Raw genomic sequence first — 22,617 nt, forward strand, 5'->3', positions numbered from 1 at the left:
CGGGTGAAGGTAGGTGCGGGCGTCGTGAGGCTTCGCCCAGGGAAGCGTTCCGACGCCCCCGCCTGGAGCATCGCCCGCCTGCGCGATCGGGACGCACTGGAAAAGGTAGAGCCGACCATCTCCGATCCGTGGGAGGTGGCGAACACAAAGCGGCGCTATCGGAAGTTGTTGTCGACCGCCCGCAAGATGGAGGCGGAGCACACTGCTGTAGTGGCGGTCATCGAAGTCAACGGCAGATTCGCCGGGGAGCTGACCCTCGGTGGGGTCCGAGGGTTCCCGTCCTCCACCTGTTGGATCGGCTACTGGGTCTCGTCGGAATACGCAGGTGGGGGAGTGGGGACGGCGGCGGTAGCGCTGGCCGTCGATTACGCACGGGCGATGGGCATTCATCGGATTGAGGCCACGGTTCTGGAGGAGAACGTGGCCTCCCGGGCGATCTTGGCGCGATGTGGATTCCAGGAAGAAGGGGTAGCGCGGTCGTTATTCAACATCGACGGCCGGTGGCGAGACCACATCCTAGTCGCGCGTCTGGCGGCTGATCCGCCGTCTCCGACGGTGGCTCATTTGGATCGAAGTGGACATCTCTCAATCCTGCGTGGAGAAGAACTACCCGGTATCGAAAATCATTGAGAATAATGGTATCTCATATTCGATTTTTAGTGAACGCAGTTTATCGTCCTGTCATCTGAGTGGGTCAATGGTGGTTACTGTGATCCGCCAAGTGGCCAGCTGTCACATCAACTACTTGAGGCGCGATCGCACCTTTCGTAACTTCAACATCAATGTGAACCGCAGTTGCACGCAATACGGGTGAAAAATTAACTTCGGGTTACCCGTATTTAGGGTACTTGAGCTGCGCAGACAAGGGATGTGAGCTAAAGGACCGGCGTGCCGTGCGCCACCAAACAGGATTCACAAGTAGTGTGATGGCAGGTAGTCAGGTCGGGGAAGGACCTGGTTCGTACGTAAAACAGGAGGAGAATCCGGCATGCCTAGTTCGCTTCTCTTCGTGCTCCTCATCGTGGTGTGGGCATTCGTGCTCGCTCCACTGGTGGTGCGAAACAGAGAACCCATCCGCCGAACGTCCGAAGCCCTCGGACGTACAAGGCTTCTGCATTCTGGCGGTCAGCGTGTCAAAGCGCGGCCCCGGCCACGTTTCACCGCTGATGATGTGCGCCGCCATGCGGACATCGACGCTGACCTGTCGGTGGAAACCGTCCAGGCGGAACTTGAGCCCGACGGCGTCGACGAAGACGTCTTGATCGATGATGCTCCCGTAAATCACCTCGATGGCGTCATTGACGGTGAGCTCCTTCTCGAACTCGAAGAGGGCGCTGCCGTTGACGGCGAGTTCGTTGATGAGTTCGACCTAGACGAGACCGATATTCCCGAGGCGTCGGCGGATAACCCTCGCGTCATCGCGGATGGCGGCGGACGTGATCTGACACAGATCATCGACCGCACTGGCTCGTCTGAGTCCGCAGTAAGCGCGGACGTCGTGTCGATCCGTTCTGCTAGCGGAGAGGACTCACTTCACGACGATGAAGCGGTCTTCGCCGCCGGCTACGGCTCGACCCTGACTGTCGAGCCTGATTCGCGGACGACCATCGGCAAGCTCCGGGAGAAGTTCAGTGAGGATGTCGTTGACCTCACGAACATGACGACCGTCGAGCTGGAGGAACTCACTGAGCAGCTCGGTGATGTCTTCGATCTGGACGAGGACGACCTCGAAGTTGAAGAGTTCGAGATCCTCTACGCCGCAGGTATGGATCCAGACGAGATCTACGCCGAACAGGCAGCAGATACTTCTGATGTCGCTGCAGATAATGGAGCAGAGGGCACATCAATGAGCACTGAGATGGACGACGACGATTTCGAGTACGCCGCCACCCACCGCGGTCGTGGCGGATATGACCCGGAGCTCGACGCCCAGTACACGGGTATTCGTTTCGCTCGCCGTCGCCGTTGGGTCCGTGTTCTCTCCGCTGTGGCTGTTGTCGCCGTTGCTTTGGCGATCTGGCTTGGTGGCTGGGTCTGGCTCGCACCAGTGGCTGCTGTCTCCGCGCTGGTCGGTTACCTGCTGACGCTGCGCCGTACCGTGGTCGTCGAGCGTGAACTGCGTGCGAAGCGGATTCAGATGCTCAAGAGGCGACGCCTCGGCGTGAAGACCTCCGACTTCGATGAGTCACTCCCGGATCGTCTGCGTCGCCCCGGTGCCATCGTCGTCGAACTCGACGACGAGGATCCGGAGTTCGCGGACCTGGGTTACGCCGTCTACGACGACGAGTACGAACTCGATCGTCGCGCGGTTGGCTAAATCCACTTTTCCTGCTCATCGCCCGGTTTTTACCCTTCCAGAGCACGGGCGTATGATCGGAAAAGTGCCGAGGGGCTATAGCGCAGTTGGTAGCGCGTCTCGTTCGCATCGAGAAGGTCGGGGGTTCGATTCCCCTTAGCTCCACTCTTAAAGATCGAGGTCAGGGCCGCTTTCCGGGAAGTCGGGGAGTGGCCCTGAGTCATTTCATCCCGCACTGATCCCGCACGGCTACTTGTCCGCCTGAATTAGAGCGTCCATCGCCACCCCCACGGCGTCCAGGTCATCGGGGAACAGATCCGCGTATACGTCCAGGGTCATTGAGGCCTTCTTGTGTCCGAGCATCGCCTGGACTGCCTTAACGTTCGCCCCCGAGCGGATCGCCAAAGAAGCAGCCGTATGTCTTAGATCGTGCAGCGTCACCGTGGGAAACTCGGTGCCGGCCTCTTCTGCATCGAATTTCACGGCCTTCAGCGCGTCCTCGAAATATCGTTTCCGATAGTTGTCTCCGTCGAGGTATTTCCCCTCGATTGAGGTGAACAAGAACTCGGTCGATCTGCGGTCGACGGTGGCCTTCTCGATCGCGTCATCCAGATATGCGGGGTAGGGGACTGAGCGTGTCTTATAGGTCTTTGTGTGCCGCTCAGTGCCCACCAACAGCCGCCTACGACCCTGCTCGACGTCACGCACCTTCAGGGACGCCATCTCCGTCCACCGCAGCCCGGTGAACGCAAGGAGTCGGATTACATCGCCGCCGTGCTCGACCTTCGACGCCAGGGCCTCAACCTGCTTCACGGTCAGGTAATGACGGGGCTGCTGGGCACGTCGCGGGGCAGTCACGCCGACACATGGGTTGGAGCGGATGTACCCGGCGTCGACGGCGTACCCGAGGATCTGACGGAGCACTCCGAGCGCTTTCTCAATCGTCGCCGCCTTCTTGCCCTCTTCAACGAGATCCGCCACCCACGCGGCGACATCGGGTTTTCGGATCTTTCCGACGTGCTTGTTCCCCCATACCGGTTCGACATTCTTGGACCAGGAGGACTTGTAATCCTTCTTCGTCTTCTCGCTGACTCGGACACGGGTCGGCTCCCACTGGTCGTAGACCGCCTTCACGGTGGTCTTCCCGTGCTCAGGGGAGACGTACTCACCACGGGCGAGCTGCGCGGTGACCTCTTCCCGAAACTTGATAGCAAGCGCTTTGGTCCGGAAGCTCTTCTCTCGCTCTACGCCGTCGGTGTCGTTCCATCGGACGAACCATCGCAAGCCGATACCGTCACGCTTCGACGGGGTGCCGTCAGCCTTCTTCCACCGGTCCAGGACCCTGGCAGCCCCCGGATTACGATTCGGAGCCATCGGGATCAGTGGTGAATAAATCAGGGCTGGACTTCTTCAGGTGATGCAGAGAATCGAGATTTTTCAGTTCCTCTAGCTGGTCGAAAACCTTGTAAAGGTCTTTGGACCACTGGAGGGCCGCGTCTCGAACTTTCGAGTCGGTCAACTCTTCGAGCATCCACCTGTCTTCAGCGTCTGCAACATGGTCGCCATTCGCTGCATAGACAGACTTCAGCTTATCTAGGCCCCGGCAGATGGATTCAACCTTCATGATGCCCTCGAACAAAGTCGACTGCGCATCTTGAGCGGTCATGAAGACCCTTGATGCTTCACGGGTCAGCTGCTGGGCTGGGTCAATGATTTTTGGGGTCATATCTGAAATGGGAATCCCGAGAACTTGTGCGATGGCAAGTGCCTCTGCAAAGTCGATCTTCCTCTCACCGCGCTCGATCTTGGCGAAGGTAGATGGCCCCATCTCGATGCCGTACTTCTTCAGGTGACTGACGACATCTGACTGTTTCATGCCTGTCGCTTCACGGGATATGCGCATGCGCCGGAGGAACTGAGCCCTGATGTCAGTCGTAAACCCTTGGTTGTCCATATTCGCCAGTGTTCCTTAATGTGCTCCGACGTGCACCTTTGCTAACCTCTATCGACAATTGTCTGTTATGGGTTGCCGTTTGCTGTCAACGTTGCTAGCGTTTGCGGTGTCGGAAACATTCAATTGTCCATAGGAGGGCATCGACATGGAAAATTTGACCACCTCTCAGGCCTCGAAAGAGTCCGGTGTGCCCGAGGGGACGCTGCGCTATTGGAGGTCCCGCGATGAAGGTCCGCCATCTTTTCGTATTGGGGCTCGCCGGGTGATGTACCGCCGCTCTGATCTCGAAGCCTGGATGCAAGCCCAGTACGACGCAACTGTCACCGGCGACACCGCCGCCTAAACCAACCTCACCTAGGAGACCCATCATGTCCGTTTCACATATCCACCCCGATACCGATAGTTACCGCGTTGGTGTCGAGCAGATCGTTAAGGACCTGTACCCGGCTATTGCAAAAGAAGACGGCATCAACGTCCCGGACACCGCGTACCGGCCGATTGCTGAAGAACTTGCATCCGATCTGAAGGACCTGGGTGTCGCACCGGCCGACTTCTCCCTGACCCGCTGGCTATCCGAGTTCGGTGTCAGCGCCCTGGTCGACTTCCTCCAGATGCATGAGCAGATTCCTGAGGGGGATTCCGCTTGGGAGGTCACCTGGTTTGAGGGCAACGTCACCATCGCTGACAGCACCGGCGCGACGGTTGTACTCCCGGCTGCTCAAGCGGTGCGGGTCGCCGCAGCGATCACTGATCGAGCCGCGCTCTCCCTCGAAGAGCCGACGCCGTTCCCCGCAGCGTCATGACCCCCAACAAAAACAGCCCCGGTGCGCAGCAACGCACCGAGGCCCAGCACCAACCACCGACCAAGGAAGAAGGAATCTGTATGACCCAGCCTACCCCCAACCCCGACACCCAGGCCACCGCTGTTGCGGACGACTCCCGGCGGGTGCATGTTATCCGCGCTGCCAGTGAAGACGGCACCGTCTACTACTACTGCGGTGGATCTAGTACTGAACGATCAGGCCCCGGACCTATCGGCGCGAAGCGATGCGATTCGTGTGACCTCGCTAAGTGGGAACGGCACTTCAAAGAGTCTATGAGCACAGGCACCGCCAAGATGCTCACACTCTTGGACGCACTCGACAGGTTGGAGGGCCAGCGATGATCTGCGATTCCTTGCTTGAAGAAATGGACGGCGTGCTCCTTCTCGCTGAACTCGACCTCGACCAGATCTAACGCTAGGTCGCCTGGATGGTCGTAGGAGAAGTTCAACTCTTCTCCCAGGCACGACAACCTCGGAAACTCCGAGGTTGAGAAACGCGGCCGTACACGACGGCCAGGGGAAAGCCCGCAGACGCAATAGCGCCCACCGGGACACACACAACGATGACCAAACGCTTCTCAGGGGCACACAGAGTACCCGAAAGAAAGGCACGGGGGACACGATGACTGTATTTGATCCGGCAGCGACACTGCTGGAGGCCATGGCCGGTTGCGGCCACCGAGAACTAAAACCACTTCTGGAAAAACACCCAAACACCGACTTCCGAGCGTACGCCGACCGAACCATCATCACCGGATACCAATCCTGCATCAGCCACATGCCCGAACTGGGAGATAAGAAGTACTTCCTCACCGCTGTCGGAGACTGGCTCCGAAACAACGGGCACTTCGACGGGCCTGAAAAACGCGGTGTCATTGACCGGCTGGCCGATATCACCCACGCCACCACCGGCGCCGCCGAAGCCCAGTCCCTTTCTCGCATGGTCATCGAACAGCGCTACCGCCACTTAGCTCGAGATCTCGGGAAGCGCCTAGAGGAGTCCTGGAGGACCGTACCGATCCGCCAGCTCGATCAGATCCTCCGAGAAGCATGGCCAACCTTCCAAGGAATCAGTCAGGTCTACGACACCGAGATGAAGGAGGCGAGCTAACCGATGACCGAGAAATTCTACCCGCCACCGAACACCCCGATGTCTGTCGCACGTCGTGTCATCGCTGACACCTTCACTGCGACGATCACGATCGATGCCGCCGCTGACCGGAAGATCCAGACCATCGGAAGTTGGAGGGACGGGCGATACCGCTACAACGGTCGCTACTGGCAAGACGCCCACCCCAAAGGCAAAGACCTCAAATCAGTGCTCTACCGCGTACTGGAAGTGGCCAACTACTTCGATCCGAAGGATGAGGTACCAGTGCCGTTCAATCCCACCAGGGCGAAAGTCGCCAACGTCCTAGACTGCATCGAGTCACTGGAGCACGACCTTCTTCCTGACCGCCTTGATGCCCCGTTCTGGATCAACACCTACGACGACCAAGACCCAGCCGATCAGTACGTCGTCATGAACAACGGAATGCTGCACCTGCCCTCAAAGACACTGGAGCCGCACAGCCCGGAGCTTTTCTCCACCTGGGCACTGCCCTTCGACTACGACAACAGCGCTACCTGTCCGGTATGGCAGCGGTTCATCTCCGAGATCTTCGCCCACGACGCCCACGGAGCGCTGTCCCTACAAGAGTTCATGGGGTACCTCATCAGCGGACGAATGGAGCAGCACAAAGGCTTTGCGATCATCGGGCCGGGACGAGCCGGCAAAGGCACCATCTCCCGGATCATCAAGCAACTTGTCGGCGTGGAAAACACCGCTAGCCCATCGCTGCACACCCTAGGCAGCGAGTTCGGTCTGGCCGAGTTAATCGGCATGCCCTTCGCTGTCATCGAGGATGCCCGCAGGGACGACACCCGCGGGTCCAGTCGCGCAGTGGAAGTACTGCTGAACATCATCGGCAACGATGCGGTCAGCATCAACCGCAAGAACCATGAGTACTGGAACGGCACGCTACCCACGCGCATGATGATCGTCTCCAATGAGGTCCCACGTTTCGTAGACACCTCCGCCGCGATCGCAAGCCGATTCATCGCCGTCCAACTGACCCAGACCTTCCGAGGACGAGAAGATGTCGAGCTCGGAAACAAACTCACCGCCGAGCTCCCAGGGATCTTCAACTGGGCTTTGGCTGGCCTGCAGCGCCTAGACGAGCAAGGCCGATTCACAATCCCAGGAACGCACGATCAGGTCACAGAAATAATGGCCGATAGCGCATCGCCACTTCAGGTATTCGTCAATGATCGATACGACGTAACGGGCGATGAGAACGACATTATTCCAGTGTCAGAGGTGCATCGAAAGTACCGGAATCACTGCGATGATATGGGTACGAAGCCATTGTCTCAGATTGAATTCTTCCGCCAAATCGGAGCGATTGACCCGAATATTAAAGCGAAAAACACTCGCATTAATGGGGAGGATAAAAAGAGTCGATACATATTCGGGATCAGGGAGCCTGCCGGGTTTCCCTCCGCCGCGCACGTGAAGTCTGCGTGAACCTGCCAGGAACATGTTCCTGATGTTCATGCAGGCCAGAGCGTTAAGGGGCATGTTCCGGAACACAACGGAACATGTTCCCCATGTTCTGGAACACCGGCGGAACACGCCTGACCAGCAGGAACGTCAGGAACACGTTTTTAGCAACTTCACTCCCCAACTTTCACCCACATCCGACAATCGGACACCTACAGACAATTTTGGAGTTAACACCATGCCATCAGCACGGGCAATTTGGGCCCTGTCAAAAAGAAAAGCACGCGTCGAAATAATGCGCCGACCGGACAAGCGTGGAATTGCTCTTCGGGTAGGCAACAATGAAGTTCTCATTAATGAGCATCAGTCAATGAGATTGGCTGACAAAATTGTTGATGCCGTCGAATCTTGGGAGCCGCGATAAATGTTTCACGTGAAACATCGGAGTATTCTTCAGCCGGATATTCAGGCCCGTTTGGTAGAGGTTGATATGGCCCGTAGAACCGGCCGGGCTGCTGCCGCTCCGAAGATTGAGGACATGCCGGAGTTGTCCTGCATTGGTAGGGATCATCGTCTTGATGGTGCGGCGTGCGCCGGGTACCCACTGCCGTTGTGGGACGAGAGTGTCCACGGGGAGGCCACCGGCGCTCGGGATGAGCGGCACCGCGTCGCCGCCCTGATCTGCCAGCGCTGCCCAGTGAATACCTCCTGCTCCGCCATCGCCGCCGAACTAGCACCATCCGACCGAGCCGGGATCTGGGCCGGGAATCTCTTCCGACAGGACCCTGCATGAGACGGAACACCGGCACCACATTCACCTTCACTGAACAAGAGGCCCACCGGCTGGCCAAGGCGGTTCTGACGTATCAGGAGCAGTTCAGCCTCATCCGCTCCCGCATCCCGGGGATGAAGGGCCCGAACCTGGATGCAGTACGTCTGGCCGCCGACGTCCTCCAACCAGCCCCGGAAGTCGGAACTGCCGACCAGACCGCATCGGAAGTTCTCTCCAGGCCGTCACACCACGATCAGCACCATGGCCAGATCACCACGCGGGAAGCATCACTGATTCTCAACTGCTCTACCCGCAACGTCACGGACCTGGCCACCCGGGGACGACTCCCCGGAACCCTAATCAACAGCCGGTGGTACTTCGACCGAGAAGAGATCGAACTATATGCCGCCGGACGCACAACCAACCTGGAGGACACCAATGTCTGATTATTTCGACCCGCACGAGGACACCCGGCCGATCACCCGATCATTCGCCACCGCCCTCGGCGGCATCATCACCCTCGAATCCACCGACGTGATGCGTAACTGCCCCACCAATCTAAAGAACATCGAGCACAACCAGCGCCTCGGCTTCACCCTCGACTCCGGTGCCTTCGGCCCTGACGTGCCTGCCTTCGAAGACCCGGCGGCTCTGGCTGCATGGATGGACGGCTACTTCGCCGGACGCGAACACCTACGCAACCTGCTGATCGCCAACGGTCTGCTCGACACCCGGCAGGAGGTCTAAGCCATGGGTTTCTATCCCGGATCCGCAGATATTGACGCCGGTCGCATCACCGTCGACCAGGCGCTGAATGACCCCACCATCATCGAATCGAAGCTCGCCGAGCTCATCGAGCCGAACCTGATCGTGGAGAACCTGTTCTCCGAAGGCGGCCAGGTCGACGGCGGCGCCGTCATCTTCGCCCCCATCACCGAAAAGCACCTGTACACCGACAATGATGTGCAGGACCGCAACCCCGGTGACGAGTACCCCGTGGTCTTCCGCACCCGCCCGGAATCACAGATCGCACGAGTGCAGGACTTCGGCGGAAAGTTCCCCACCAGCGATGAGGCACGCAGGCGCAACAAGAGCATCGATTTTGACTCGGAGGTTCAGGCGCTGTCCAACACCATCGTGCGCAAGATCAACCAGCGCGCCATCGAGACTGTCACCGCGACGGTTACCGCCGCCGGCGATGACATGTTTCAAGTTTCAGGTCTTCCGTGGGATGAGGCGATCGCCACCGGCAACCCCACCTCAATGTCGGACCCGCGACAGTTGCCGCACGCACTGTTCGCCGCTGCGCAGGCTGATGCTCAGCGCCGCGAACTCGGAGTGGCCTACACCCGCCTGGTGCTCTCCCCTAACGCCTACTCGAACCTTCGGATCTGCTACGGCCCGGACCTGGGCACGATGCTGAGCGACTACGGCCTGGAGGCGAAGGTGTCTAACCATCTTCCCGCTGACACCGCGTACATGGTCGATCCGACCCGTTTCGGATTCATCCAGTACGAGGAAGGTCTGACCGTCACCACGTGGCGCGACGAGCACCACCGACAGACGTGGACGCAGGCTTACGCCATGCCGGTAATGGGCTCCACAATGCCCTCCGCCCTGGCCATCCTCGGTACCTAACCCAACGATCAAAAAAGGAGAGATCATGTCTTTCACCAACGCTTCCCGGGACCTGTTCAACCCGGGTACAGACCTGACCGTCATCGCCGCCGGAGACATCGCCGGTAAGCGGTTCGTCACCGCCTCCGGGACCGACAAGGGGCAGATCACCGTGAGTATCGCCGCCGCCGGGGCTAAGCCTCTCGGTGTGTCTAAGTACGACTCCTCCGCCGGAGACAAGGTCGGTGTTGCCCGCGGGCACCGTGTCCTGACCATCACCGCCGGGTCCGCACTCACCCCGGGGACCCCGGTCGCAGTCGGAGAAGATGGCGCTGCCGTCGCCGTTGCCGGGGAAGAAGGAGACTCCGCCGCGTACATCGTCGGTATCGCCGTGGACTCCGCAGACTCCGGTGATGACGCTTTCATTGCACTGGGATAAGCAGATGGATATCCACCTCGACGGGATCATTGAACCCGGGGGCCTATCAGCAGCGTGGCTAAGGGGAAAACTACCCCAGGGCGATACCCCAGTAACCCTCAGGGTTAATAGCCCCGGGGGGTCAGTCCACGAGGGCATCGCGATCATGAACACCCTCCGGGGGTACCCCGGCCGCGTCACCGCTGTTGTCGACGGCCTGGCCGCATCAGCCGCAAGTTTCCTCATCATCGGCGGCGCAGATCACATTGTGATGAACCAGCACTCAGAGATGATGATTCACGCGCCATGGATGAGCCTTGAAGGCGATGGACCAACGCTCGTGAAGGCAGCATCAGACCTGGAACGACTCGGCTCCACGATCGCGAAGATCTACGCGGAGAAGGCCGGAGGAACGCCTGAGCACTGGGCTGCTCTCATGGCTGCTGAAACGTGGTTCACCGCTGATGAAGCCGTCACCGCTGGACTGGCTGACCAAGTACAGGCAGGAACGAAACCTAAAGCACATGCTTTCGCCATGTTGAGCGCCTTCAAGTACCGCTCACGGGCAGAAGCACCAACACCACAATTGGAGACGAACATGGAGTTCAACCAGCAGCAGTGGTCCGACCTCTGCGCCGCCCTCGACCTCGACCCGGCCTCCGCCGGAGCCGACGAGGCGGTATCAGCCGTGAAGTCCCTCACCGAGATTGAGGAGGGCACCGTCAACATGTCCGAGGTCACCTACAACGAGTTGATGGCCACCGCTAAGGCAGGTATGGAAGCCCGAGCTGCTCAGCAAGCGACCGAACGAGCCAACGAGGTCGACACCTGGATCAAAGAAGGCCGACTGAACCCGGCCTACCGCTCCACAGCCGTAGCAGCGATGGCACGAGATCCGAAGGTCGGACGCGAACTCTATGGTTCCGCGCCGAAGAATACGATCCCCGTACAAGCCATTGGCCACGACCAGGACCCCGACATCCACGACGACACCACCAAGGCCGGCTGGGTCCGCTGACCTGCGGGCACCCCGCCGAAATCTTAGCGGGGTGCCCCATCCTGACTCCCCGCCGCTTGCAGTCAGGCTTTCTCTCTCTCCGATGGATCATTCGGCCCCAGCATGAGGCCCTGTGCAGGTAAGCCTGGAAGTTTCAGCGACCCTGAAGAAAATCCTGACTGTGCAAGCGGCGGGGAGTCAGGAAGGGTAACCGCCCTGAGATATCGCCGGCTGAGGCAACTACTTTTCCTCCACTAGTGCGACGTAAGGAAAGAAGTAAACCTCGTTCTCTTCAGTGAAAAATTCTTCACCATCTTTCCTAAATCCGCACCACATGTTCGGCAGTTCGCTGAGATCGAAAACATTGCCAAATTCGGTGTCGAAAATGAGTGCGTCCGGATTCTCGTCCCGGAGTCGAGCTAGGGTTTCCCTGTCTTCGACGAGGATCAGCGAGAAGTCACCTTTGTCTATGAACGCGTTGGGTTCTTCGATCTTCTCTTGGTTTCGACGACGGACGAACTTACGTCCAGGTTCGCCGCTGTACCTCTGCTGGAAGAACTCATCAGTGCAAGCGTCCGGGGAATCGTAACCGCCCTCCACGTCCCAGGTTCCATCTTCCCTGCGTTCTGCCAATACGACGGTGTCGTACTTGAATCTGGGATAAAACGCTCTCTTAGGCATCTGCCGCCTTCTTCCTGCCTCGACCATCGAGACTTGTGTGAAGAATAATGGCGTGGCCGACAGTCGTTATTTTGGTTTCGAACAGGCGCGCAACCACGGTCATGGCGACCGGGCGTAGAGCCGGGAGGTTCTCACCGATTCCGGCGTAAACCAGCCCGCGCGTAGGTCTCGGCGGCCGGTCGGATCTGGCTGTAGTTGCATCCCGCACTTATCCCGCACAAGGGTCGGTATTGTCCGGTACGTGCCAACGGTACCAATGCTGCTGATCTGCGGTGATAGTCCTGTCCAACGGTGTCGGTTTTTACCGTTTGCCCAGACGGGCGAATTCGCATCGAGAAGGTCAGGGGTTCGATTCCCCTTAGCTCCACAAGGAAATGCACAGTTCAGGGCCGCTTTCCGGGAAACCGGGAAGTGGCCCTGAGTCATTTCTGTGCACTGTCAGCACACTTCAACCTCTGTGTGGCAGCCTGCACTGAAAGTTGTTTCCAAGTCGACTGAGGCGTCGGCGGTCTGCCTAGAGTTTCAGAGTGCGCCCCGGGCCTGCGATATGCTCCAGACATGCTTACCGAAGCGCCATTCGTCGGGTTCATTCCCATTCGCGATGTGGCCAAAGCTCGGGCTTTTTACGAGAGCGTGCTCGGGTTGCCAGTGATTGAAGAGTCATCGTTTGCTTTGGTCCTCGACGCAGCCGGCACGATGCTCCGATTGACCATTGTGAGCGAGTTGAACCCGCATCCTTTCACGATTGCCGGTTGGGCAGTCCCTGACGTACAAGCCAAGGTCGCCGAACTTGTGGCAGTGGGAATCGAGTTCGAACATTACAACGGCTTCGACCAAGATCACCTGGGAGTTTGGACCGCGCCCTCGGGGGTGCAGGTCGCCTGGTTCCTTGATCCCGACGGTAATCTGCTGTCCATACAGTCGTTCGTTGAGTCTTGAGCCTCGGTCGGCGGACTGATGCCATGCGACTTCGACCATCACGACCGATTTCGGCATGCGGCTTGAGGTCAGGGGGAGATCACCAGCCACTAGGGCATCGGCCTGCCTCCTCGGCTAAAAGTGGGGGTTTAGCATGGCAACTCTCAATCGAAGGTTCGCGAGTACCGACGAGGTGAATGCTGCGGTCTATCGGGACAGTGTTGATGAGGCGGCCGAATTGGCGCTCACAGCTAATGAATTCGAGGAATCCGGGAGTTCATATTGGGAGGGCTCGGCGAGGCTCCCATCTGGTCGTGGTCATCGACTAGTGGAGAGCTTCTGCCACTGCTCCAGAGGATGGATGCAGGGGTCGGGACTCCTATGCGGGTGTTGTTATATCGGGCGAAGACAGCTGGCCAGTTGCGTGAGGATGTCGGTCTCACAGATGCCCAAGTTCTCGCGGCAGCGGTGCAGGCGACGGTGGTATTCGGAGGACCCGAACACCCGGATCTGCATCGGCGAATGTTGCACCTTGTCCTCGATGCGCTCCCGCCGGCACGCACCACGGCAACGCCGAATCCGATCCGTCCCTTGACCGAGGCAGAACTAGGCAGGATTACAACCCGGACCGAATCTGCGGCTGAGAATGACCACTAGTTCATTCGCGTAGCTCTCGCCGTGGGTGAGGGCTCCCCGTCGTAGTGGTCGAGCCGGGCCGTAGGCTCGAGGGCATGAGATTGATCATCAAAGCACTGGTTTTGGACCCCGCAGAGGCCGACAACGTCCCGGATGACTACTCATTCGTAGACTTCTGGCGTGACTCTCACATCGTCCGCGATGATGACGGCTACCAGCAGTTCATGATCTCGAAGGAAGATGGCGAGGAAGTGGCGCGACTGGAGCTTGACCTGGAGGTCGAGCGGTCGGCATTTATCGACAGCACGTACCCGATGGAGGCAGAGGGCAAGCCTTTGCTGGAGATTCAGTTCATCGATGTGCGCGAGAAGCACCGTAGATCGGGCATCGGCGCGCTGGCAGTGCAGCACCTGGAGCAGGAATACCCGGACCATCAGCTAATCGCTTTGGCCGACGACCGCTCTGAGAAGTTCTGGGAGGCCCTCGGCTGGACGCTCGTGCGCCCGGAGGACACGTTGCGTCCGGATCTCTACATTGCTCCTGTCGTTGCGACCGGCGCTGAGGCTGTTTCGGAGTAGTAGAAGAAACTGCCCGGATAGTCGGGCCCGGCGCCCTAGTGCCCGGGACGCGGTCGGGCGGAACATGATTTCCAGAAGGACCCGCCCAGGGTCCCCGATCCAGGAGAGAGATCATGTCTCACCACACCACCGACATTCGCTCGAACGAGACGATCCCGGCTGCGGAGACGTCATTCGTTCCTATTATTCGGACCAACCGACTCTGGGCATGGTCCGGTGTCGCCGCTGGAATTCTCAGCATTGCAGCGAGTCAGGCACCGAGGATGGCATCGGTGAACTGGGAGCTGACTCAAGGCGATGCTGAAGCCATGCTCATGGATGCCTCCGGCAAACAGAGCACCTATCTCGCGTTCCACGTTCTGGCGGTCCTGGCGTTGCTGAGCCTCACTGTTTTCGGGGCAGGGCTAAAGCGCAGGCTGGATGAGCGGACCCCTTCGGCGTCCCTCTACGGACAGGTGGCTTTCGCTGGTCTGCTGCTCACTGCCGGTGCACTGCTGCTCGGTAGCGGCTTGGATACGCAATTCGTATTGGGCCTTTCTGCGCAGTCCGCGTACGTTCCAGAATCCGCAGCTTTCTATACCGACTGGGTGGCGACCATCCCGTGGGTGTGGGCGGCATCAGGCCTGGCGGCAATCGCAGTGGCGGTGCCTTCGCTGAAGTATCGCGCAGTGCCGCGCTGGATCGGCATCGTGTCACTGGTCTTCGGAATCCTGATTCTCCTCACCGAGGCTTCCCCGCTGTAGTACCTGGCCGGGTTCGTTGGCCCGGTGTGGGTGTTGATTGTCGCGCTCGGTTTCACCTTCGGCGACCGCAGGTGATGAGCCGACTCAGGGCTTCGCGATTTGCCCCTTCTGGTACCTCCGGACGGGGTATACCGCTGGGTCGTACCTGGCAGTACAGTTATTCCATGTTGCCGCCGTCAGACCGGTTCCCGGCACGACCTAGGGCCGCCATAGCCGTCCTCGTCGCTGCCGCGGTACCTGCGATCGCCGGTATGGTCTTGCAGATTGCTAGTCGGGTTCCGCTATCTCCGGATGTACTGTTCCTATTTGTCGACGTCATGGTCGCTCTTGTATACGGCTGCGTCGCAGCAGTAATTCTCTCCCGCCGCAGTCACCCGGTGGCGTGGCTGATTGCGCTCGCCACGGTGGGTGCCGGAATCGCCTCGCTCGGTGGGGGATGGGCGTCGTTTGCGGTGATGCATCCGGTGTGGGGACAGGACGTCGGGATGCTGCTCTTTGGCTCTGCCTGGCTTCCTGGCACCCTGTCACTTTTCTTGGTGGTGCCGTGGCTGGTTCGCGAGACGCCGCTGTCGATGACGGCTTGGTGCGGGGGTTGCCGGAGGCGCTCTAGTGGCGGGGACTCTCACCGTGCAGCAGTCCCGATCCAGACATACCTCCAGATGATTGAGGACCACGAGAGCACCGGTTTACGCGGTCGATGACACCTGTGAATACCGACGTTCCCTCGTCGATCACTCCGATGGAGAGAGCATTAGGGGTGTGGATCTGGTAGCAAGAATTTTCTCCACAGGACCGTCTGATCTGGAGATGAGGCAGCGATTCGCTGCGCCAGAACTCTGTCATCTCACGTCCGATCTGAATTGAGCATTGCGAAGACTAGGGTGTCGGTCCATTCGCCTTTGTTCCACCAGTCTTGTCGCAGATGAGCCTCCTGCCGCATCCCCACAGCTGCCGCTAGTTTCGCCGACGAGATATTTCGTGCATCCATCTGCGCAGCGACACGGTGGAGTCCGTGGGTCTCGAAAGGGAATTGCAACACCTCAGAGACAGCCTCGCGTGCGAACCCTTTCCCGCTAAATTCTGGGTCGAGGACCCACCCAATCTCTGCGACTGCATAGTCCTTATTCGTGAGCCATAGTGCGACATCTCCGATCGGGGTTCTGTCGTGTTCTATCACAATCGCCAGCGCTGCTGAGGGTCCAGTGAGATCGGTCTTCTTCATCCTGTCGGAGACGTTCTTCACAGCGTCAGTAGTGGTCCATGGCTCTTCCTGCAGGTAGCGACAGACCTCCGGTTGGGAGTAGATGTGCTGCGGCCACACAGAATCTGCTGGTTCATGCAGTCGCAAGCGAAGACGTGCAGTGTCTCGAGGAAACGACGGTGATGGGATGGATGCCATGCTCACAAAACTAACATAGTACGGATAGTGGCCGAACTTTGTTCGGTTAAAATGAGCCAATGAGCTACTGGGAGCATCGCAAGCCCGTCCAGAGGATTCGTGCCATCGACGAGAACAGCATTGCTCGCGCCGCAGTTGAATTACTGGACGAGGGCGGGCTCCGCGCGCTGACGGTCCGGTCGGTCGCCGGAAAACTCGGCGTAGCTGCTGCAAGTCTGTACTCCAGGGTGGACTCGATCGATGACCTCTACGACCTTGCGCTCGATGAAGCGTTAGGCAGCGACCAAGCAGTGGCCGCAGCACTGACCGAGGAGCAGTTGTCGGGTCTGATGCTCAGTTATTTCCGCCATCTTGAGCGGCATCGCTGGGCGTGCCAAGTGATCGCAATGCGCGCCCCACGAGGCCCCTCGTATCTCCGATTGTCAGAGCGCATGGTAGTGCTGCTCTCGGAAGCAGGCGCAGCTGACCCACTCGGTGCTGCTTACACTCTGTCGAATTTCGTCATCGGCAGCGCGACCACCGCATCGATGTCGAACGATGAACGATCCGCACCAGCGAATGCGGAGATAGCCCCCATCTATTCATCCCTGCACCGTGACCACACGGTGGAACCGGAAGTGATTGTCATAGCGGGGTTGAACGCGCTGCTAATGCAGGTCACCGACAAAGACACATCATGATTTCCGTGACGGTACAGCCTTGCCTGTCACTGACAGTGGCAGGCTATGTGAGATCTGAATGCGGAACAATGGATTGATGGCAACTGCACACTCTGTTGATTCCGAGGGCCCAATTACGGAGCTCGGAGAATTCTTACGCTGGTGCCGCGACCGGATCACGCCCGCAGCGGCGGGGATCAACAGTTACGGACGTCGCCGGGTACCGGGCCTGCGGCGTGAAGAACTCGCTCAGCTCGCTGGGGTGTCGGTGACGTACCTGACCCGGCTGGAGCAAGGACAGTCGCAAAACGCGTCGGACGCGATCATCGATGCATTGGCCGGAGCCTTGCAGCTTGATACGGACGAGCACGCCCATCAGCATGCTTTAGCGCAGGGCGCTCCGGCGCCATGCCCCGTCGAGGCGATGGCTGAAGTAGCGAAACCAGGTGCGGTGCGTCTGTTGCACTCGATGGGGGACGTTCCCGCTGTGCTTTTCGGAAGATTCAACGACATTCTCGCGTGGAATCGCGCCGGGCACCTCCTGCTCGCCGGCCACCTTGATTATGAGTCGCCATCGCTGCCGGAGCACCGGCCGAATCAGATCAAACTTCTGTTCCTTGATCGGCATACCCGGGATCTTCACGCAGATTGGGAGAGTGAAGCGGCACTTGCCGTGTCCTCCCTGCGCTACATCGCCGCGCAGTTCGCCGATGACCAGCGACTGGCGGAGCTTGTGGGGGAGTTGTCGGTGAAAAGTCCAGAGTTTGCTCGCCTGTGGGCAGGTCACGACGTGCGGTTGTGCACTAGCGGCACCAAATGGTTCCGTCACCCAGAAGTTGGTGAGATGACACTTGGGTACGAGGTGCTACATCTTCCCGAGGGCAATGGTCAGCGGATCCTGCCGCACACCGCGGAGCCCGGCAGCGCCTCAGAATCCGCGCTCCGGTTGCTCACCGCGAGTTAACCGAGCTCTCGCGAGACACGCACGCTTATTAGCGGATCTCCCCGCAATCTAATTCGGACAGTCCACTGCATCGCACAGACGGTTCAGTTGTTTCGTCGCGCAGTTAGGCGGGCTGCGATGACCAGAGCAAGGCCGATGAGAGCCAGTCCTGCTCCAACGACTGTTGGACTGCGCAGTCCGAAGCCGGCGGCGATTGCTGCCCCTGCGAGGCTCACCCCGATGGTGTTGCCCAGATTGAAGGCCGCGATGTTCGTAGCTGACGCAAGCGTTGAAGCACCGGTCGCGTGCCGCATCACCCGAGCCTGAAGACCAGGCACAGTGGCGAACCCGACTAGACCCAAGACGAATAGACCAATCGCCACGGGGACGGGATGACTGGCAACGGCGCCCAGCGTCAGAATCACGACTGGAAGCAATGCTGCCAGAACAAGTACGGCGGTATCGGGGTTCTTGTCGGCGGCCTTGCCACCTAGGATGTTCCCAGCGAACAGGCCGGCACCAAAGATCACAAGCAACCACGGGACGGCAGCGGCGGAATAGCCGGTGACCTCTCGCAGCATTGGTTCAATGTAGGTGAACACACCGAAGACGCCTCCAAATACCAGCGCCGTGGTCAGCAATGATGCCAAAACCTGCGGCCGCGCAAGTGCACGGAACTGCTGGGCGACCGGCAATTGGTCCCCTTCAGGCTCGGTCCTCGGTACGAGCGTGATGATTCCCGCCAGTGCGACGACACCGAGGGCACTGATGATCCAGAAGACCATCCGCCACCCGAACTGCTGCCCGATAAGGGCGCCAGCCGGGACCCCGAGCACGTTGGCGATGGTGAGACCGGCGAACAGAGCAGCAACCGCCGAGGCACGCTTCGATGCCGGAACCAGGGACGAGGCGAGGACAGCTCCAATACCGAAGTATCCGCCGTGCGCGAGAGCCGCGACGATCCTGCCTGTGAACATCACCTCGTAGTTCGGCGCCCATGCGGACAACAGGTTTCCGGCAACGAAGAAAGCTAGCAAGAGTGCCAACGCATATTTGGGAGGACGTCGCATGAGCACCGGAGTGATGAGCAGCGCGCCGGGTACGACGGCGAGCGCGTATCCGCCGACGAGATGGCCAGCTTGGGAGATGCTAACTCCCAGGTCAGTAGCGACCCCGGTGAGAAGTCCGGCAATGACGAATTCGGTCAATCCGATACCGAATCCGCCGACGCTAAGCGCCAGCAGCGCGAATGTGGCTGTGCGACGAGATACAACGGCAGGTGGTTGTTCCGTACGTCGTTCTGCCTGAGTGATGGTTTCCATCGGGCTCTTCTCTTCTCAATCGGTTGTGGTGAGATGAACCGCACCCACAGGTGGCGGGCCGGTCAGGTATTCACCATGTCCGGGGAAGAAAGGGGTAGCCAGAACCCTGAGTTGCCTAGTACTGACAGGGGCAGGTTACGAGGTGCTCCGAGACCCGTCCGGGCATGACAAAAGCCCGACGTCCCTGCCCACGGAAATCATCCGCCGGATGTCAGGTCCGGGGATAACCGTGTGTCGGGTCGTCGGGCTTTTGGGGAATGCGGACCAGAGGCTAGGTCGTCTGCCCCTCGTGCTTGCCTTCGGCGAGCTCCTCTACGAGCTTGGAGTTAAACGCCGGCAGATCGTCCGGGGTCCGGCTGGTAACCAGGCCCTGGTCGACGACAACTTCCTCGTCAACCCAGGTCGCTCCGGCATTCTGCAGGTCCGTCTTCAGGCTGCGGAAAGAGGTGACGGTGCGTCCCTCTAGAACATCAGCATCTGTGAGGATCCAGCCGCCGTGGCAGATGGCAGCGACGGGCTTGTGCTGCTTGAAGAAGTCGCGGGTGAAGGTGACTGCCTTTTCGTCGAGTCGGATGGTGTCACCGTTGGTGACGCCACCGGGCAGAACCAGACCGTCATAGTTGGAGGCGTCTGCGTCAGAGGTAACCACCGTGACGGACTCCTTGTGCCCGTTCTTGCCCTCGATGGAGCCGCTCTCAGTGGAGACAATGTCCACTTCAGCGCCGTTGGAGCGAAGTGCCTCCACCGGGTCGGTCAGTTCGGAATCCTCGAAGCCGTTCGTCGCGAGAATTGCTACACGCTTACCGTTCAGGTTCGTCATTGCGCTTGTTCCTCCTCGATCGTTCTTCTGTGTTCGTTGCCCGTGGTGTTCGGGCGTGACGCCCAGTAAACGCACGCACTTGGGTGTCGGCAACCACGTCAGCGGCTGTACGGAAATGAGGTTCAGACTTCTCAGGAAGTGTGTGATTTCTCTGGGCCGGTGAACAGCAACTCGATGCCGTGGAGAGTATTTCTGTGGTGTTTCCCACCGCCCACATTCTGAACGAGTTATCAGGAACTGTTCAGCGCCAGGGTCGGTTGTGGGGTGGTTGGTGGAGAGGTGGGCGTCGTAAAGCGTGGGGTTTTTCGCCGCTATGGTGGTTCCGGTGATGAATATGCGGGCAGAGGCTTCCTACCGGAGAACCGTCGCGGCGTTTAAGAGCCCGACGCTCACGTTGCTGCACGGAAAATTCGCTCCGTTCGTGGTCGCAGCCTTGTCGTCGGTGTTCACCGCGGACCGCCCAACGGCCCCGGTCACCGATGTACACCTGGAAGTAGGCGACACTGCCCGCGAGCTTCGGCAGGCAGGATACGAGGAGCTCCCGTCGGGTAATGGCCGGGAGATCTGCCGCTACTGGGTCCGCGTTGGTTGGCTAGTCCCGCAGATCGAGGACGGCACCGAGGTGTATCGCCTATCGGCGCAGGCAGTGTCCGCATTGGAGATCGCCGGCCGCGTCGAAGGCGGGCGCAATAAGGTCTCCGGATCGCGCGTGCGTACCTTGCTCGACTCAGTCGAGACACTGGCTCAGAACACCGAGACCGACCCCGCTCGCAGGATCGACGCTCTGACTGCAGAACGCGACGCTCTCAACGAACGCATCGAGGCACTTGAGCGCGGTGAATTGGAACTGCCCGCTGACGAGGAACTTCTCGAAGAGGCAGAGAACGTGCTGCACCTCTCTCGCGAGCTACCGGCCGACTTCGCGCGGGTCTCCGAGTCGATCAACGCAATGCAGCGTGACGTGGTCTCCGACCTGCGCCGAGATGTCCGGCCAACTGGCGAGGTGCTCCGGGAGTATCTGCATCGCGGCCAGCACGTGATGAACTCGACGCCCGAGGGCCGCGCCTTCGCCGGCGCGTTGAAGCTCATTGGCGACCCCGATCAGATCGACGATCTGACCGACCAGCTCTACGCCCTCATGAACCACCCGTTCGCACGCCGGTTGAGCGTGGGGGAGAGGGTGGAACTGGTGGCCGTCGCAAAGCGGATTGAACAGGGTGTGCAGGAGGTTCTCACTGCGCAGCGACGTGCATCGCACGTCATTACTGCGCAGGTCCGCACCCACGATCCGGCGCGCGACAGGGAGATTGACGATTTGCTGCGGCAAGCGATGGCCGGAATGCAGACGCGGATGCAGGCCCCGCATGAGGGCGACAAGGTCGAGCCAGTACGGCACTTCCCGCGCGCGAACGTGGGGCATCTGCGACAGAGCCTCGATTCTCTGCATGCGCACAGCCGGCCAGAACCGCTCACCGATGACGGTGACTCCGCTGAATTCATCGACGCTGATACCCGCGCCTGGGGCGGACCGCAGTACGTGGAATTGGAAGAGTACGTCGCAGGTCTCGGCGCCGGCTTCGATGTCGCCGAGGCATTCGCCTCTGCGTCTGATGCTTTACGACGCCCAGTCGACCTCGTCGGACTCCTCGAAATCGCCAACCGCAACGGTCTGGTGGAAGGCGAGAAAGTCTCCGTGGTTGAGACGACCCGACCCGACGGCACCACCCGAAGGTTCGCCTTTGGCGAGGTACGCGCTGGAGCGCCGGAGATTCCGGACGACATAGATGGAACAGCAACCAAAAAGGAGCAGATATGAGTGAGGCATTCGTCGAGCCCGTCGCCATCGAAAACGATGATGCGGGGTGTTTCCCTGGGGATAGGGGAGTTCTCGATGCGGAGGTCCGCCGCGTACTGGTCCAGCTCCTGCGGCGCCGGTTCCTTGATGCCGAGCGGCACCCAGGGGACTGGGCGGTGCTGATGGAGCATCAGCAGATCGTGGAGTCGCGGCTGCATGACCTGTTCCTGCACTTGGTGGTGGACACCACCCGTGGCGTTGCCTACAAACAGCAGGTGACCTCGGACGACGCTGAGGTGCCGGTGCTGCTGCGTGATACGCCGTACAACGACGTCGAGACGCTGGTCCTGCTCTACCTACGTACCGTCTATCAGCGTGAATCCACCGCCGGGGAGCCCTTCGCCCGCGTGGATGTGGAGGAGGTCGAGCAGAACGTGCTCACCTACTTCCCTGAGACCGAAGGCGATATTGCCGCGCGCCAGGCGAAGGTCCACAAGGCACTGGAGACCCTGCGCCGAGAAGGCATCGTCACCGAGGAATCCCAGGGCCGGTTCCGGATCAGCTCCCTAGTGGAGATCGTCCTTAGCGCTGACAAACTGCGCGAGCTCACTGACTGGCTGACGCAGCAAAACCGCAGCGCTACTGCGCAGAACAACCCGCTTGACGACGCCCTCGTCCACACCTCGGAGGCTGACCACCAGTGA

The 22,617-nt window shown here is 59.8% G+C and carries 28 protein-coding genes and 1 tRNA gene; 23 read left to right on the forward strand and 6 right to left on the reverse strand.

The genetic code is table 11. The annotated features are described in order from the left end of the window. The first annotated feature begins 24 nt into the window (after window positions 1-24). The 3 genes from YWU_RS15745 (at window position 25) to YWU_RS0107340 (ending at window position 2,461) form a co-directional block, all read left to right on the forward strand. Window positions 25-630: a GNAT family N-acetyltransferase gene (locus YWU_RS15745; protein WP_169718890.1), complete on the forward strand. Its 606-nt coding sequence runs from the start codon at window positions 25-27 to the stop codon at window positions 628-630. Window positions 631-988: 358 nt separating this feature from the next. Then, a complete protein-coding gene (gene sepX, locus YWU_RS17540; protein ID WP_027019963.1) occupies window positions 989-2,317 on the forward strand; it encodes a divisome protein SepX/GlpR in 1,329 nt (442 codons plus the stop codon). A 71-nt stretch (window positions 2,318-2,388) separates the two neighbouring features. After that, window positions 2,389-2,461, forward strand: a tRNA-Ala gene (locus tag YWU_RS0107340). Between the two features lie 84 nt (window positions 2,462-2,545). Here the strand turns inward: YWU_RS0107340 and YWU_RS0107345 are convergent. Together YWU_RS0107345 and YWU_RS15755 are read right to left on the reverse strand one after the other, a co-directional pair. Continuing rightward, window positions 2,546-3,670 carry a tyrosine-type recombinase/integrase gene (locus YWU_RS0107345; RefSeq protein WP_034647400.1) on the reverse strand — a complete coding sequence of 375 codons (1,125 nt, stop codon included), beginning with the start codon at window positions 3,668-3,670 and terminating at the stop codon, window positions 2,546-2,548. Beyond that, window positions 3,654-4,250 (reverse strand): helix-turn-helix domain-containing protein, encoded by a 597-nt coding sequence (locus tag YWU_RS15755; RefSeq protein WP_034647401.1) that lies wholly within the window; start codon window positions 4,248-4,250, stop codon window positions 3,654-3,656. Before YWU_RS15755 ends, YWU_RS0107345 begins: the two co-directional genes overlap by 17 nt. A gap of 145 nt (window positions 4,251-4,395) precedes the next feature. Here YWU_RS15755 and YWU_RS0107355 point away from each other — a divergent pair, with 145 nt between their 5' ends. From YWU_RS0107355 to YWU_RS17545, 11 genes are all read left to right on the forward strand, one after another. Continuing rightward, window positions 4,396-4,593, forward strand: coding sequence for a helix-turn-helix transcriptional regulator (locus YWU_RS0107355; protein WP_027019965.1), 198 nt, complete (start codon window positions 4,396-4,398; stop codon window positions 4,591-4,593). 25 nt (window positions 4,594-4,618) lie between these two features. Continuing rightward, window positions 4,619-5,053 (forward strand): hypothetical protein, encoded by a 435-nt coding sequence (locus YWU_RS0107360; RefSeq protein ID WP_027019966.1) that lies wholly within the window; start codon window positions 4,619-4,621, stop codon window positions 5,051-5,053. 80 nt (window positions 5,054-5,133) lie between these two features. After that, on the forward strand, window positions 5,134-5,415 hold the full coding sequence (locus YWU_RS0107365) for a hypothetical protein (RefSeq protein ID WP_027019967.1): 282 nt from the start codon (window positions 5,134-5,136) through the stop codon (window positions 5,413-5,415). 280 nt (window positions 5,416-5,695) lie between these two features. Next, complete coding sequence (locus YWU_RS0107370) at window positions 5,696-6,184, forward strand: hypothetical protein (RefSeq protein WP_027019968.1); 489 nt, start codon at window positions 5,696-5,698, stop codon at window positions 6,182-6,184. 3 nt (window positions 6,185-6,187) lie between these two features. Next, entirely contained in the window at window positions 6,188-7,639 is a 1,452-nt protein-coding gene (locus YWU_RS15760) for a DNA primase family protein (protein WP_051260154.1), read from the forward strand. A gap of 466 nt (window positions 7,640-8,105) precedes the next feature. After that, window positions 8,106-8,408 (forward strand): WhiB family transcriptional regulator, encoded by a 303-nt coding sequence (locus tag YWU_RS0107380; protein WP_027019969.1) that lies wholly within the window; start codon window positions 8,106-8,108, stop codon window positions 8,406-8,408. Further along, the gene (locus YWU_RS0107385; RefSeq protein ID WP_027019970.1) at window positions 8,405-8,833 is read left to right on the forward strand and encodes a helix-turn-helix domain-containing protein; all 429 of its coding nucleotides are present in this window, start codon (window positions 8,405-8,407) and stop codon (window positions 8,831-8,833) included. Before YWU_RS0107380 ends, YWU_RS0107385 begins: the two co-directional genes overlap by 4 nt. Beyond that, window positions 8,826-9,134, forward strand: coding sequence for a hypothetical protein (locus YWU_RS0107390; RefSeq protein ID WP_027019971.1), 309 nt, complete (start codon window positions 8,826-8,828; stop codon window positions 9,132-9,134). The genes YWU_RS0107385 and YWU_RS0107390 overlap by 8 nt, the downstream gene beginning before the upstream one ends. 3 nt (window positions 9,135-9,137) lie before the next feature. Further along, complete coding sequence (locus tag YWU_RS0107395; RefSeq protein ID WP_027019972.1) at window positions 9,138-10,025, forward strand: major capsid protein; 888 nt, start codon at window positions 9,138-9,140, stop codon at window positions 10,023-10,025. A gap of 25 nt (window positions 10,026-10,050) precedes the next feature. Further along, window positions 10,051-10,443 (forward strand): capsid cement protein, encoded by a 393-nt coding sequence (locus tag YWU_RS0107400; protein ID WP_034647403.1) that lies wholly within the window; start codon window positions 10,051-10,053, stop codon window positions 10,441-10,443. Continuing rightward, entirely contained in the window at window positions 10,418-11,440 is a 1,023-nt protein-coding gene (locus YWU_RS17545) for a head maturation protease, ClpP-related (protein WP_169718891.1), read from the forward strand. Before YWU_RS0107400 ends, YWU_RS17545 begins: the two co-directional genes overlap by 26 nt. Before the next feature lie 219 nt (window positions 11,441-11,659). On the opposite strand, the gene YWU_RS0107410 is transcribed toward YWU_RS17545, so the two are convergent. Continuing rightward, window positions 11,660-12,127, reverse strand: coding sequence for a hypothetical protein (locus YWU_RS0107410; RefSeq protein ID WP_156892757.1), 468 nt, complete (start codon window positions 12,125-12,127; stop codon window positions 11,660-11,662). Between the two features lie 531 nt (window positions 12,128-12,658). On the opposite strand from YWU_RS0107410, the gene YWU_RS0107415 reads away from it, so the two are divergent. From YWU_RS0107415 to YWU_RS0107435, 5 genes are all read left to right on the forward strand, one after another. Then, a complete protein-coding gene (locus tag YWU_RS0107415; RefSeq protein WP_027019976.1) occupies window positions 12,659-13,039 on the forward strand; it encodes a VOC family protein in 381 nt (126 codons plus the stop codon). A 336-nt stretch (window positions 13,040-13,375) separates the two neighbouring features. Next, window positions 13,376-13,675 carry an SbtR family transcriptional regulator gene (locus YWU_RS18915; RefSeq protein WP_420805298.1) on the forward strand — a complete coding sequence of 100 codons (300 nt, stop codon included), beginning with the start codon at window positions 13,376-13,378 and terminating at the stop codon, window positions 13,673-13,675. A gap of 74 nt (window positions 13,676-13,749) precedes the next feature. Next, window positions 13,750-14,232, forward strand: coding sequence for a GNAT family N-acetyltransferase (locus YWU_RS0107425; protein WP_156892758.1), 483 nt, complete (start codon window positions 13,750-13,752; stop codon window positions 14,230-14,232). A 113-nt stretch (window positions 14,233-14,345) separates the two neighbouring features. Further along, window positions 14,346-14,975: a hypothetical protein gene (locus tag YWU_RS15770; protein ID WP_205618307.1), complete on the forward strand. Its 630-nt coding sequence runs from the start codon at window positions 14,346-14,348 to the stop codon at window positions 14,973-14,975. Between the two features lie 164 nt (window positions 14,976-15,139). After that, entirely contained in the window at window positions 15,140-15,676 is a 537-nt protein-coding gene (locus YWU_RS0107435) for a hypothetical protein (RefSeq protein WP_156892759.1), read from the forward strand. 143 nt (window positions 15,677-15,819) lie between these two features. Here YWU_RS0107435 and YWU_RS0107440 read toward each other — a convergent pair whose 3' ends face one another. Then, on the reverse strand, window positions 15,820-16,374 hold the full coding sequence (locus YWU_RS0107440) for a GNAT family N-acetyltransferase (RefSeq protein WP_034647404.1): 555 nt from the start codon (window positions 16,372-16,374) through the stop codon (window positions 15,820-15,822). 59 nt (window positions 16,375-16,433) lie between these two features. Here YWU_RS0107440 and YWU_RS0107445 point away from each other — a divergent pair, with 59 nt between their 5' ends. Continuing rightward, window positions 16,434-17,054 (forward strand): TetR/AcrR family transcriptional regulator, encoded by a 621-nt coding sequence (locus YWU_RS0107445; RefSeq protein ID WP_084141938.1) that lies wholly within the window; start codon window positions 16,434-16,436, stop codon window positions 17,052-17,054. A 76-nt stretch (window positions 17,055-17,130) separates the two neighbouring features. Next, a complete protein-coding gene (locus YWU_RS0107450; protein WP_027019982.1) occupies window positions 17,131-17,997 on the forward strand; it encodes a helix-turn-helix domain-containing protein in 867 nt (288 codons plus the stop codon). 83 nt (window positions 17,998-18,080) lie between these two features. Here the strand turns inward: YWU_RS0107450 and YWU_RS0107455 are convergent, their stop codons facing one another. After that, a complete protein-coding gene (locus tag YWU_RS0107455) occupies window positions 18,081-19,298 on the reverse strand; it encodes an MFS transporter (RefSeq protein WP_084141940.1) in 1,218 nt (405 codons plus the stop codon). A gap of 271 nt (window positions 19,299-19,569) precedes the next feature. Next, on the reverse strand, window positions 19,570-20,118 hold the full coding sequence (locus tag YWU_RS0107460) for a type 1 glutamine amidotransferase domain-containing protein (protein WP_027019984.1): 549 nt from the start codon (window positions 20,116-20,118) through the stop codon (window positions 19,570-19,572). Between the two features lie 328 nt (window positions 20,119-20,446). Between YWU_RS0107460 and YWU_RS0107465 the strand changes: the two genes are divergently transcribed. Continuing rightward, window positions 20,447-21,934 carry a DUF3375 domain-containing protein gene (locus tag YWU_RS0107465; protein ID WP_240484081.1) on the forward strand — a complete coding sequence of 496 codons (1,488 nt, stop codon included), beginning with the start codon at window positions 20,447-20,449 and terminating at the stop codon, window positions 21,932-21,934. Beyond that, on the forward strand, window positions 21,931-22,617 hold the full coding sequence (locus tag YWU_RS15775) for a DUF4194 domain-containing protein (RefSeq protein WP_051260155.1): 687 nt from the start codon (window positions 21,931-21,933) through the stop codon (window positions 22,615-22,617). Before YWU_RS0107465 ends, YWU_RS15775 begins: the two co-directional genes overlap by 4 nt.

The organism is Corynebacterium sputi DSM 45148, from assembly GCF_000427865.1.
Lineage (GTDB): Bacteria > Actinomycetota > Actinomycetes > Mycobacteriales > Mycobacteriaceae > Corynebacterium > Corynebacterium sputi.